Source organism: Pseudomonas sp. PGPR N4, assembly GCF_059693665.1.
On the sequence record NZ_JCAUKV010000001.1, the window covers coordinates 1,609,672 to 1,621,828 of the forward strand.

General features: G+C 61.4%; 8 protein-coding genes. 2 read left to right on the forward strand and 6 right to left on the reverse strand.

What is annotated here, in order from left to right; translation table 11 throughout:
- Positions 1-93: 93 nt before the first annotated feature.
- From topA to AC58X1_RS07280, 5 genes are all read right to left on the reverse strand, one after another.
- A complete protein-coding gene (gene topA, locus AC58X1_RS07260) occupies positions 94-2,706 on the reverse strand; it encodes a type I DNA topoisomerase (RefSeq protein ID WP_401182344.1) in 2,613 nt (870 codons plus the stop codon).
- Between the two features lie 101 nt (positions 2,707-2,807).
- Positions 2,808-3,059 carry a DUF1653 domain-containing protein gene (locus tag AC58X1_RS07265; RefSeq protein ID WP_101321206.1) on the reverse strand — a complete coding sequence of 84 codons (252 nt, stop codon included), beginning with the start codon at positions 3,057-3,059 and terminating at the stop codon, positions 2,808-2,810.
- Between the two features lie 77 nt (positions 3,060-3,136).
- Positions 3,137-4,312 (reverse strand): acetyl-CoA C-acyltransferase FadA, encoded by a 1,176-nt coding sequence (gene fadA, locus AC58X1_RS07270; protein ID WP_101321208.1) that lies wholly within the window; start codon positions 4,310-4,312, stop codon positions 3,137-3,139.
- Between the two features lie 31 nt (positions 4,313-4,343).
- Positions 4,344-6,491: a fatty acid oxidation complex subunit alpha FadB gene (gene fadB, locus AC58X1_RS07275; RefSeq protein ID WP_220634072.1), complete on the reverse strand. Its 2,148-nt coding sequence runs from the start codon at positions 6,489-6,491 to the stop codon at positions 4,344-4,346.
- Positions 6,492-7,002: 511 nt separating this feature from the next.
- Positions 7,003-7,440: a hypothetical protein gene (locus tag AC58X1_RS07280; protein ID WP_259072448.1), complete on the reverse strand. Its 438-nt coding sequence runs from the start codon at positions 7,438-7,440 to the stop codon at positions 7,003-7,005.
- Between the two features lie 109 nt (positions 7,441-7,549).
- Between AC58X1_RS07280 and AC58X1_RS07285 the strand changes: the two genes are divergently transcribed.
- The gene (locus AC58X1_RS07285) at positions 7,550-7,990 is read left to right on the forward strand and encodes a universal stress protein (RefSeq protein ID WP_101321214.1); all 441 of its coding nucleotides are present in this window, start codon (positions 7,550-7,552) and stop codon (positions 7,988-7,990) included.
- A gap of 49 nt (positions 7,991-8,039) precedes the next feature.
- Here the strand turns inward: AC58X1_RS07285 and AC58X1_RS07290 are convergent, their stop codons facing one another.
- Entirely contained in the window at positions 8,040-9,965 is a 1,926-nt protein-coding gene (locus tag AC58X1_RS07290; RefSeq protein ID WP_101321216.1) for an ATP-binding cassette domain-containing protein, read from the reverse strand.
- A 216-nt stretch (positions 9,966-10,181) separates the two neighbouring features.
- Between AC58X1_RS07290 and AC58X1_RS07295 the strand changes: the two genes are divergently transcribed.
- Positions 10,182-12,110 (forward strand): transglycosylase SLT domain-containing protein, encoded by a 1,929-nt coding sequence (locus tag AC58X1_RS07295; protein ID WP_497428576.1) that lies wholly within the window; start codon positions 10,182-10,184, stop codon positions 12,108-12,110.
- Positions 12,111-12,157 lie beyond the last annotated feature (47 nt).

Genomic DNA, 12,157 nt, shown 5'->3' on the forward strand with positions numbered 1-12,157 from the left:
TAGCGCAAAAGCAGCGCGGGGCAAGCCTGCTGCTGCGCCTCACCCTGAGGACACAACAGCGGGCTTGCCCCGCGCAGGTGCTGCGGCGCCGGATCAGCGCTTGTCTTCGACCTTCCAGGCCTTGCCGTCGTAGAACGCCTTCCAACCGGTCGGCTTGCCGTCAACTTCGGACTGCACGTACTGCTCCTTGGTCTTGCGGCTGTAGCGGATCACGGTCGGGCGACCGTCTGGATCCTTGGCAGGCGCTTCACAGAGGAAGTGGTACTTGGGATCGATCTCATCCTTGTGCGGGATGATTTCTTTCACCAATGGCGCGCGAGTTTCGCGGTTTTTCGGGAACTGGCTGGCCGCCAGGAACAAGCCCGAGGCACCGTCACGCAGCACGTAGGTGTCATCGACCTTCTCGCACTTGAGCTCAGGCATTTCCACCTTGTCCATCTTCGGTGGCGCTGCTTCGCCGTTCTTGAGCAGCTTGCGAGTGTTTTTGCAGGCCGGGTTGGTGCAACCGAAGAACTTGCCGAAACGGCCGGTCTTGAGCTGCATTTCGCTGCCGCACTTGTCGCACTCAAGGCTCGGACCTTCGTAGCCCTTGATCCGGTAGCTGCCCTGCTCGATTTCGTAGCCAACGCAATCCGGGTTGTTACCGCAGATGTGCAGCTTGTGCTTCTCGTCCAGCAGGTAGGCATCCATCGCCGTGGCGCAGATCGGGCAACGGTGCTTGCCGAGCAGCACGCGCGATTCGGACTCACCCTCGTCGTCCGCGGCGATTTCGTCGCCGGGCACCAGGTTGACGGTCGCCTTGCAGCGCTCTTTCGGCGGCAGGGTATAACCCGAGCAACCGAGGAACACGCCGGTAGAGGCGGTACGAATCATCATTGGCCGGCCACATTCCTTACAGGCGATGTTGGTCATGGTCGGCTGGTTGGCGCGCATGCCGTTCTCGGGAGACTCAGCGGTTTGCAGCTTTTTGCTGAAATCGCCGTAGAACTCGTCGAGTACGTTTTTCCAGTCACGTTCGCCCTGGGCGACGTCGTCGAGGTTCTCTTCCATGCCGGCGGTGAAGCCGTAGTCCATCAGGTCGGAGAAGCTCTCGGACAACCGCTCGGTAACGATGTCGCCCATCTTCTCGGAGTAGAAGCGGCGGTTGTGCAGGGTGACGTAGCCGCGATCCTGGATGGTGGAAATGATCGCTGCATAGGTCGACGGGCGACCGATACCGCGTTTTTCCATTTCCTTGACCAGGCTGGCTTCGGTGAAGCGCGCTGGCGGCTTGGTGAAGTGCTGGCTTGGATCAAGCTTGATCAACTTGAGCACTTCGCCCTGGCCCATCTCAGGCAGCACGTCATCTTCGCCTGGCTTGCTCTGCTGCGGCAGGACGCGGGTGTAACCGTCGAACTTGAGGATGCGGCCCTTGGCGCGCAGCTCGAAGTCACCGGCCTTGACCGTAACGCTGGTCGACAGGTACTGCGCGGGTGGCATCTGGCAGGCCAGGAACTGGCGCCAGATCAGCTCGTACAGGCGCTCGGCATCGCGTTCCATGCCAGTCAGCTTGCTTGGATGGGTCGCCACATCGGACGGACGAATCGCTTCGTGCGCCTCCTGTGCGCCGGCCTTGCTGCCGTAGACGATCGGCGCTTCCGGCAGGTACTGCTTGCCGAACTCGCGCTCGATGTAGCTGCGGGCCATTTCCACGGCATCGGCCGAGAGGTTGGTCGAGTCGGTACGCATGTAGGTGATGTAGCCGGCTTCGTACAGACGCTGGGCCATCATCATGGTCTTCTTCACGCCGTAGCCGAGGCGATTGCTCGCCGCTTGCTGCAGGGTCGAAGTGATGAACGGCGCCGACGGCTTGCTGCTGGTCGGCCGGTCTTCACGCTTGGCGACGGTGTAGCTCGACGACTTGAGCTGATCCAGGGCAGCCATGGCCTGGGCTTCGTTGAGCGGCTTGAAGGCTTCACCCTTCTCGCGCGCTACTTCAAAGCGGACCTTGGCGTCCTTGGCGGTGCCGAGGTCGGCGTGTACTTCCCAGTACTCTTCCGGGTTGAACGCACGAATCTCGCGCTCACGCTCGACCACCAGCTTGACCGCTACCGACTGCACACGGCCGGCAGACAGGCCACGGGCAATCTTCGACCACAGCAGTGGCGAGACCATATAGCCCACCACACGGTCGAGGAAGCGCCGCGCCTGCTGGGCGTTGACCCGGTTGATGTCCAGCTCACCTGGCTGCGAGAACGCCTCCTGGATGGCCTTTTTGGTGATCTCGTTGAACACCACGCGCTTGTAGCGGGTGTCATCACCACCAATGGCTTCACGCAGGTGCCAGGCGATTGCCTCCCCTTCGCGGTCCAAGTCGGTCGCGAGATAGATGGTGTCGGCATCTTTGGCCAGGCGGCGCAGCTCTTCGATGACCTTTTCCTTGCCGGGCAAGATCTCGTACTTGGCTTTCCAGCCAGCGTCCGGATCGACACCCATGCGCGAGACCAACTGGCGGCGAGCCTTTTCTTTCGGCGTCAGTACCGGTGCCTCAGCCGCAGCTGCCTTGCCACGTTTGGCCGCCGGCTCCTTACTGGCGCTGGCCGAACCGCTGGTGGGAAGGTCACGGATGTGGCCGATACTCGACTTCACCACGTACTGGTTGCCCAGGTACTTGTTGATGGTCTTGGCCTTGGCCGGGGATTCCACAATGACCAGCGATTTGCCCATGGATCGGTGTATTCCTGAATCTGAAAATTAAAAATCGCGTCAGGTGCCGCACGCGGCACCGCTATATATAGTGGCTACAGGGTCAGGTCAAGCGCGCTCGACTAACCGCTGGCCTGTTCGGACGGGCCAAAACGCCCCTCCTCGGCCGTGACCAGAGCAAAGCGCGGGACCTGCTCGCCGTCAACTTCGACCGATTCGACAAACATTGCCAAGGGTCGCACCCACAGCCCGTAATCACCATACAGGCATTGATAGAACACCATCCACTCTTCGCTTTCAGAATGGCGGGCTGCGCCGAACACACGATACTCAGGCCCTTTGTAATGCCGGTACACGCCTGGCTGTATGTGCATGTTGCTGACCCTCGTGATAAATCCTGTAAAAAACAAAAACCGGGGCACATGGCCCCGGCTGCTGTCTTGCGCCGCGATCAGACGCGTTCGAAGACAGTGGTGATGCCTTGGCCCAGGCCGACACACATGGTGGCGACGCCGAGGGTACCGCCATTCTGCTTCATGACGTTGAGCAAGGTGCCGGAAATTCGCGCACCGGAGCAACCAAACGGATGACCCAGGGCAATGGCGCCGCCGTGCAGGTTAACCTTCTCATTCATCTTGTCGAGCACTTTCAAATCTTTCAGCACCGGCAGGGCCTGTGCAGCGAAGGCTTCGTTGAGCTCGATGAAGTCGATATCGGCCATGCTCAGACCGGCACGCTTGAGCGCTTTCTGCGTCGAAGGCACCGGGCCGTAACCCATGATAGCCGGGTCGACACCGGCCACCGCCATCGAGCGAAGCACCGCCAGCGGCTGGATGCCCAGGTCCATGGCGCGCTGACCGGACATGACGATCATGCACGAAGCGCCATCGGTAATCTGCGACGAGGTACCGGCAGTGACGGTACCACCTTTGGGGTTGAACGCAGGCTTGAGCGAGGCCAGGCCTTCGAGGGTGGTTTCCGGACGAATGGTTTCATCGAAGTCAAAGACCTTGAGGAAGCCATTCTCGTCATAGCCCTGCATCGGGATGATCTCGTCCTTGAACTTGCCCTCGACCGTGGCCTTGTGCGCCAACTGATGCGAGCGCACGGCGAAAGCATCCTGTTGTTCGCGGCTGATGCCGTGCATCTTGCCGAGCATCTCTGCAGTCAGGCCCATCATCCCGGAGGCCTTGGCAGCGTGCAAGGACATGTGCGGGTTGGGATCGACACCGTGCATCATGCTGACGTGACCCATGTGTTCGACACCGCCGATGACGAATACGTCACCGTTGCCGGTCATGATCGCCTGGGCAGCTGTGTGCAGTGCGCTCATCGACGAGCCGCACAGGCGGCTGACGGTCTGCGCCGCCGAGGTGTGCGGAATCTGGGTCATCAGCGAGGCCATGCGGGCGATGTTCCAGCCCTGCTCAAGGGTCTGGTTGACGCAGCCCCAGATCACGTCCTCGACTTCTTTCGGGTCGACCTTGTCGTTGCGCTCGAGCAACTTGCTGATCAGGTGCGCCGACATGTCTTCGGCGCGGGTGTTGCGGTGCATGCCACCCTTGGAACGACCCATCGGGGTCCGACCGAAGTCGACAATCACCACGTCTCTTGGATTCAGGCTCATATCAATACTCTCGCTCTAACTCGTTGGGCGCTCAGTTGAAGAAACGCTGGCCGGTCTTGGCCATTTCGCGCAGCTTCGCGGTGGGGTGGTACAGCGGCCCCAGGTCGGCGTACTGGTCAGCCAGGGCGACGAACTCGGCAACCCCGATCGAGTCGATGTAGCGCAATGCACCACCGCGGAAGGGAGGGAAGCCGATACCGTAGACCAGGCCCATGTCGGCCTCGGCTGCGGTTTCGACAATGCCGTCTTCCAGGCAGCGGACGGTTTCCAGGCACAGCGGGATCATCATCCAGTTGATGATGTCCTCGTCGCTGACTTCACGCTGCTCGAAGACAATCGGCTTGAGCACTTCGAGCACGCTCTCGTCGGCAACCTTTTTCGGCTTGCCGCGCTTGTCGGTCTCGTAGGCATAGAAGCCCTTGCCGTTCTTCTGGCCCAGGCGTTTGGCTTCGTACAAGGCATCGATGGCGGTGCGGCGATCGTCCTTCATGCGGTCCGGGAAGCCTTCGGCCATGACGTCGCGGCCGTGGTGGCCGGTGTCGATGCCGACCACGTCCATCAGGTACGCAGGACCCATTGGCCAGCCGAATTTCTCCATGACCTTGTCGATGCGCACGAAGTCGACACCGGCGCTGACCAGGCGAGCAAAGCCGCCGAAATACGGGAACAGTACGCGGTTGACCAAGAAGCCTGGGCAGTCATTGACCACGATCGGGTTCTTGCCCATTTTCTTGGCATAGGCAACGGTGGTGGCCACGGCCACTTCGCTGGACTTCTCGCCACGGATCACTTCCACCAGCGGCATCATGTGCACCGGGTTGAAGAAGTGCATGCCGACGAAGTTCTCCGGACGCTTGAGGGCCTTGGCCAACAAGTTGATGGAGATGGTCGAGGTGTTGGAGGCGAGAATCGCGTCCTCTTTGACCTGACCTTCGACTTCGGCCAGAACGGCTTGCTTGACCTTGGGGTTCTCGACTACAGCTTCGACCACGATGTCGACATTGGCGAAGTCGCCGTAGGACAAGGTCGGGCGAATCGCATTGAGCGCCTCGGCCATTTTCGCCGGGGTCAGGCGACCCTTCTCGACACGATTGCCGAGCAGCTTGGAGGCTTCGTTCAGGCCCAGCTGGATGGCATCCTCGCGGATATCCTTCATCAGGATCGGGGTGCCTTTGACCGCCGACTGATAGGCGATACCACCGCCCATGATGCCAGCGCCGAGTACGGCAGCCTGCTTCACGTCATTGGCGATCTGGTCGTGCGCCTTGGCCTTGCGCTTGAGCTCCTGGTCATTCAGGAACAAGCCGATCAGGCTGGCAGCGACGGGCGTCTTGGCCAGTTTGGCAAAGCCTGCAGCTTCCACTTCCAGCGCTTTGTCACGACCGAAGTTGGCGGCTTTCTGGATGGTCTTGATCGCTTCGACCGGCGCCGGGTAGTTCGGCCCGGCCTGGCCGGCAACAAAACCTTTGGCGGTTTCGAAGGCCATCATCTGCTCGATGGCGTTGAGCTTGAGTTTTTCCAACTTGGGCTGGCGCTTGGACTTGTAGTCCAGTTCACCGCTGATGGCCCGCTTGATCAGGTCCAGCGCTGCAGCCTGCAGCAGCTCCGGGGTGACCACGGCATCAACGACGCCAACCTTGAGGGCGTCTTCGGCGCGGTTTTCCTTGCCCGAGGCAATCCACTCGATGGCATTGTCCGAGCCGATCAGGCGCGGCAGGCGCACGGTACCGCCAAAGCCTGGGTAGATGCCCAGTTTGACTTCCGGCAGGCCGATCTTGGCGGTGCTGGACATCACCCGGTAATCAGCTGCCAGGCACATTTCCAGGCCGCCACCCAGTGCGATGCCGTTGATCGCAGCAACAGTAGGTACGCCGAGGTCTTCGAAATCATTGAAGATGCGGTTGGCTTCCAGGTTGCCAGCGACCAGCTCGGCCTCGGGCAGCTTGAAGTTGTCGACAAACTCGGTGATGTCGGCGCCGACGATGAACACATCCTTGCCACTGCTGACGATGACGCCCTTGACCGAGGCGTCGCTCTTGATGGCGGCCACGGCCTGACGCAGATCGTCCAGGGTCAGGCGGTTGAACTTGTTGACGGACTCACCCTTGAGGTCGAACTTCAGTTCGACGATGCCGCTTTCAAGAGCCTTAACCGTGATGGCTTTACCTTCGTAAATCATCAACTGATCTCCACGATATGGAAGCTAAACTGTACACGCCGGACGCTGGCTAAACCCTGTCACAACAGCGGCTTGGTCAGGCACACCCGTCAGCGCGATAGTCGGGATTGGCATGAACGGCGCAACATACAAACGCTCAATTCATACGCCCGTTTGATTTGGGTACGCACACATTCTCCGAAAAGGTCGGCGTTGTCAAATCCTCCCTGAGGAGGTGAAAACGCGACTTTCCGGTCATTTTGTAGCGACTAGGTATCAACCTTGATGACAGTGATCGCCAGCCATTCATGCCAGCGATAAGCCCTTGGCGGGCAGCAGAAGCTGCGCCAGGCACCCGGCAAAAACTGCGCAGCAGGCTGCGGCAGGCTATAGTCACTCTCGCAAGCAAAGTATCCCGGCCTGCCTGGCCTTTCTGCGGCAGCAGAACGCATCGCGGGGCACCCCTGCCGATCCGCCACCTGAGCATGGGTGGCGGATCGGCAGGGGTGCCCCGCGATGTCGTTACGAAGGGTTAAGCGAGGTCTTCGAGGGTTTGCGCAATGTTCTGCAACACAGATTCATCACCGCGCTCGCCCCAGTACAGGGCAACCATTTGCGTGGTGGCTTCAATCATGTAGACATTGCCCGGCAACACCGCCAAGGCCTTGGCCAGGCGCGGATCTTCGCAGGCCTCACGCCACTTGTTCCACCACACCCCAGGGCTGACCTGCCAATACGCCCAGCAGTCATCCCGGCCCTTGCGCCGCGGCCGATGGTACTGCGGGCACGGGCTCGGCGGCTGCTGTTCGAGCCAGTGCGGCCACTGCTGCGGCGCCAACTGCATGGCCAGGCCAATGCGCCTGCCGGCCAGGCGCAGGCTCATCTGCTCGCTCTGTTTGCGTGATGGACGCAGCCAGGCAAGTGGGCTGAGAATCAGCGCAAGGATTGACACCACCAGCCATACCGTCATATCTGTAGATCCCATAAAGCGTTGCAAATGAGCTGGTTAGCCAGGTTTCACGGTAAACCGCCACAAAGCGACCATACTTCTACTATCGCGATTGTCAGGAGCACCTCCAATGTCCTACGAACATCTTCTGGTCGCTGTCGACCTCACCGAAGAATGCGATCCGGTGATCAAGCGCGCCAAGGCAATCGCTTCGGCGAGCGGCGCCAAGGTATCGCTGGTGCATATCGTCGAACCGATGGCCATGGCCTTTGGCGGCGACGTACCGATGGACCTGTCGCAGCTGCAGCAACAGCAGTTCGACCAGGCCAAGGAACGCATGGATCGCCTGTTCAACAAGTACCCGGATATCAACCGGGGTGACTCGCACCTGGTCTACGGCCAGCCGCGCCAGGAAATCCACCAGTTGGCCAAGGATCAGAAGTGCGACCTGATCGTGGTCGGCAGCCACGGTCGCCACGGCCTGGCGCTGCTGCTAGGCTCCACCGCCAACGATGTGCTGCACGGCGCGCCGTGTGATGTGCTGGCAGTACGCCTGCTGAAGAAAGACTGAAAAATGCACTGACGCCATCGCGGGCAACCCCGCGATGGCTGATGGCCGCTTAGCCTTCCAGCTCTGCCCAGCGCTCGACCAGAACATCCAGCTCGCCCTGTAGCTTCTCGAGCTTGGCCAGCACCTCGGACGTCTCGCCGATCGGGCGCTGGTAGAAGTTCGCCGAAGCCACTTCTTCCTGAAGCTTGGCCATGGCTTTCTCGATCACGTCGATCTGCCCTGGCAACGCCTCCAGCTCACGCTGCAGCTTGTAGCTGAGCTTCTTCTTGCTCGCCTCTACCGGTGCAGCAGCAACTGGCGCGGCCACATCGGCAGCCTTTTCGACCACGGCGCTGTTGAGCTCGGACTTGCCACCCTTGCTTTCGGTGACGCCCAGCAGCTTCGGCGAGCCGCCCTGACGGATCCAGTCTTCGTAGCCGCCGACGTATTCCTGAACCTTGCCGCCGCCTTCGAACACCAGGGTGCTGGTCACCACGTTGTCGAGGAAGGCCCGGTCGTGGCTGACCATCAGCACGGTGCCCTTGTAGTTGCACAGGACTTCTTCGAGCAGCTCGAGGGTTTCCACATCGAGGTCGTTGGTCGGTTCGTCCAACACCAGCAGGTTGGCAGGCTTGCTGAACAGCTTGGCCAGCAGCAGACGCGCACGCTCACCTCCGGACAAGGCTTTGACCGGCGTCCGGGCACGCTGCGGGCTGAACAGGAAGTCGCCCAGGTAGCTCAGCACGTGACGGTTCTGGCCGTCGATTTCGATGAAGTCGCGCCCCTCGGCGAGGTTCTCGATGACAGTCTTTTCCAGGTCGAGCTGGTGGCGCATCTGATCAAAATAGGCCACTTCCAGCTTGGTGCCGCTCTCGACCTTGCCCGACGTCGGCTGCAAGTCACCCAGCATCAGTTTGAGCAGGGTGGTCTTGCCGGTACCGTTGGCGCCGAGCAGGCCAATCCGATCCTGACGCTGCAGGACCATGGAAAAGTCCTTGACCAGCATCGGCCCGTTCGGGTGCGAGAAGCTGACGTTCTCCAGCAGCATCACTTGCTTCCCGGATTTTTCCGCGGTGTCGATCTGGATGTTGGCCTTGCCCTGACGCTCACGGCGCTCACCACGCTCGACGCGCAGCTCCTTGAGCGCACGCACGCGGCCTTCGTTACGGGTGCGGCGGGCCTTGATGCCTTGGCGAATCCACACTTCTTCCTGGGCCAGGCGCTTGTCGAACAGCGCGTTGGCGGTCTCTTCGGCCGCCAGCGCGGCTTCCTTGTGCACCAGGAAGCTGGCGTAGTCGCCGTTCCAGTCGATCAGCCCACCGCGGTCCAGTTCAAGGATGCGGTTGGCCAGGTTTTGCAGGAAGGAACGGTCGTGGGTGATGAACAGCACCGCGCCACCAAAGCCGCTCAAGGCTTCTTCCAGCCAGGCAATCGCACCGATGTCCAGGTGGTTGGTTGGCTCATCGAGCAGCAGCAGGTCAGGTTCGGAAACCAGCGCCTGGGCCAACAGCACACGGCGACGCCAGCCACCGGAGAGCTCGGCCAGGGTCTTGTCGGCAGGTAGCTGCAAGCGGCTCAGGGTGCTGTCGACCACTTGCTGCAAACGCCAGCCATCGCGCGCTTCGAGCTCGTGCTGGACGTGCATGAGCTTGTCCAGATCTTCGTCGTTATGGATGTTCTGGCTAAGGTGGTGATACTGCGCGAGCAGCTCGCCTACGCCGTCCAGGCCAGCCGCGACCACGTCGAACACAGTCCGCTCGTCGGCCACCGGCAGTTCCTGCGGCAGCTCGCCGATTTTCAGCGCGGGTGCGCGCCAGACCGAGCCGTCATCAGGCTTTTGCTCGCCCTTGATCAGGCGCAGCATGCTCGACTTGCCGGTACCGTTGCGGCCGATGATGCACACCCGCTCACCTCGGGCGATCTGCCAGGAAACCTTGTCCAGCAGCGGCATCGCGCCGAATGCAAGGGACACATCGCTTAATTTGAGCAGGGTCATGATCATCTCCAAAAACTGGGCGCGTATTCTACCTGACTTGACCCTCGCCAGCACTAAGTCAGCGTGTGTATCAAGGCTTTGCGATATCCGGTCGCCGATAACACCCCGATCTAACCGCAGTGCTTTCGCCGGTAGCCGGCAACCGGCTAAGCTAACGCCATACAACAGTGCTGGCACCGCCGTCACTTTCCCATGGTTCAACTGCCCGGACGTATCATGCGCAGCCGCCTGTTACAGATTGCTTCATGCCTGCTGCTGACTGCCGCCACCACGAGTGCGGCACAGGCCATCGACCTTAGCCAGCAGCGTCAGTACTACGACGAAGCCAAACGCGCCCTGGCCAAGGGCGACAAAGGTCCCTACCTGCGCTACTCGCAGGCCCTCAGTGACTATCCACTGACCCCGTATCTGGCGTACGACGAACTCACTGCTCGCCTGAAGAGCGCCAGCAACGAAGAGATCGAGGGTTTTCTGGCCCAGCACGGCGACCTGCCACAAGCCAACTGGATGAAACTGCGCTGGTTGCGCTGGTTGTCCGAGCGCGGCGAGTGGGCCACCTTCGCCAAGTACTACGATCCCAAGCTCAACTTCACCGAGCTGGACTGCATCAACGGCCAGTACCAGCTCAGCACCGGCAAACGCGCCGAAGGCTTTGCCAGCGCTGCCAAGCTGTGGAACGTGGGCAAATCTCAACCTGCTGCGTGTGACACGCTGTTTGCGATGTGGGCGGCCGAGGGTCAGCTCACCGAAGCCAGGCGCTGGGAGCGAGCCAAACTGGCCGCACAGGCGCGCAACTACCCATTGGCGAACAATCTGGTCAAGACCCTGACCACCCTCGCCCCCCAGGGCCAATTGCTGATCGATGTGGCGCAGAAGCCCGAGCTGCTCAACCAGCCGTCGCGTTTCACCCCGGTCAACGAGGCAATGTCCGACGTGGTCAGCCTAGGCCTGCGCCGGCTGGCACGCCAGGACCCCGAGCGGGCCATGGCGCTGCTCGATGACTATGCCCAGCGCATGCATTTCTCGCGCGACGAAAAGGTTGCCATCGCCCGCGAGATCGGCCTGACCCTGGCTCGCCGCTACGACCCGCGCGCGCTCGACCTGATGACCCGTTACGATCCGGAGCTGCGGGACAACACCGTCAGCGAATGGCGCCTGCGCCTGCTGCTGCGCCTGGGCCGCTGGGAAGATGCCTACGAGCTGACCAAGCGCCTGCCGCAGGAGTTGGCCGCCAGCAGCCGCTGGCGCTATTGGCAGGCGCGCAGCCTGGAACTGGCACAGCCGAACAATGCGCAGATCCCGTTGCTGTACAAAGCGGTCGCGCGTGAGCGTGACTTCTATGGCTTCCTTGCCGCAGATCGGGTGCAGACGCCCTACCAGCTGAACAACAAACCGCTGGTGCTCAGCCCGCAGCTGGTCAACAAGGTGCGCAACACCCCGGGCGTGCGCCGCGCACTGGAATTCCATGCCCGCGGCCAGATCGTCGAGGGCCGCCGCGAGTGGTACCACGTCAGCCGCCACTTCAACCGCGACGAAATGGTCGCCCAGGCCCGCCTGGCCTACGACCTGCGCTGGTACTTCCCGGCGATTCGCACCATCAGCCAGGCGCAGTACTGGGACGACCTGGATATTCGCTTCCCGATGGCGCACCGCGACACCCTGGTGCGCGAAGCCAAGGTCCGCGGCCTCCACTCCAGCTGGGTGTTTGCCATCACCCGCCAGGAAAGCGCCTTCATGGAAGACGCTCGCTCGCCGGTGGGCGCCAGCGGCCTGATGCAACTGATGCCAGCCACCGCCAAGGAGACTGCACGCAAGTTCAGCATCCCGTTGGCGTCACCGGCCCAGGTACTCAACCCGGACAAGAACATCCAGCTCGGCGCCGCCTATCTGAGCCAGGTACATGGTCAATTCAACGGCAATCGGGTGCTGGCATCGGCCGCCTACAATGCCGGGCCAGGGCGCGTGAGGCAGTGGCTCAAAGGCGCCAAGCACTTGAGCTTCGATGTCTGGGTCGAGTCGATCCCGTTCGATGAAACCCGCCAGTATGTGCAGAACGTGCTGTCGTACTCGGTGATCTACGGGCAAAAGCTCAATGCACCGCAGCCGCTGGTGGACTGGCACGAGCGTTACTTCGACGACATGTAATCGAGCCACCCTAAGCTCAAGCCCGCTGCCATCGGCTGCAGCGGGCT

What these genes read in the sequence shown, in the direction of transcription:
- topA (WP_401182344.1), bottom strand. Translation starts at nt 2,706, where the DNA reads ATGGGCAAATCGCTGGTCATTGTGGAATCCCCGGCCAAGGCCAAGACC.
- AC58X1_RS07265 (WP_101321206.1), bottom strand. Translation starts at nt 3,059, where the DNA reads ATGCACATACAGCCAGGCGTGTACCGGCATTACAAAGGGCCTGAGTAT.
- fadA (WP_101321208.1), bottom strand. Translation starts at nt 4,312, where the DNA reads ATGAGCCTGAATCCAAGAGACGTGGTGATTGTCGACTTCGGTCGGACC.
- fadB (WP_220634072.1), bottom strand. Translation starts at nt 6,491, where the DNA reads ATGATTTACGAAGGTAAAGCCATCACGGTTAAGGCTCTTGAAAGCGGC.
- AC58X1_RS07280 (WP_259072448.1), bottom strand. Translation starts at nt 7,440, where the DNA reads ATGACGGTATGGCTGGTGGTGTCAATCCTTGCGCTGATTCTCAGCCCA.
- AC58X1_RS07285 (WP_101321214.1), top strand. Translation starts at nt 7,550, where the DNA reads ATGTCCTACGAACATCTTCTGGTCGCTGTCGACCTCACCGAAGAATGC.
- AC58X1_RS07290 (WP_101321216.1), bottom strand. Translation starts at nt 9,965, where the DNA reads ATGACCCTGCTCAAATTAAGCGATGTGTCCCTTGCATTCGGCGCGATG.
- AC58X1_RS07295 (WP_497428576.1), top strand. Translation starts at nt 10,182, where the DNA reads ATGCGCAGCCGCCTGTTACAGATTGCTTCATGCCTGCTGCTGACTGCC.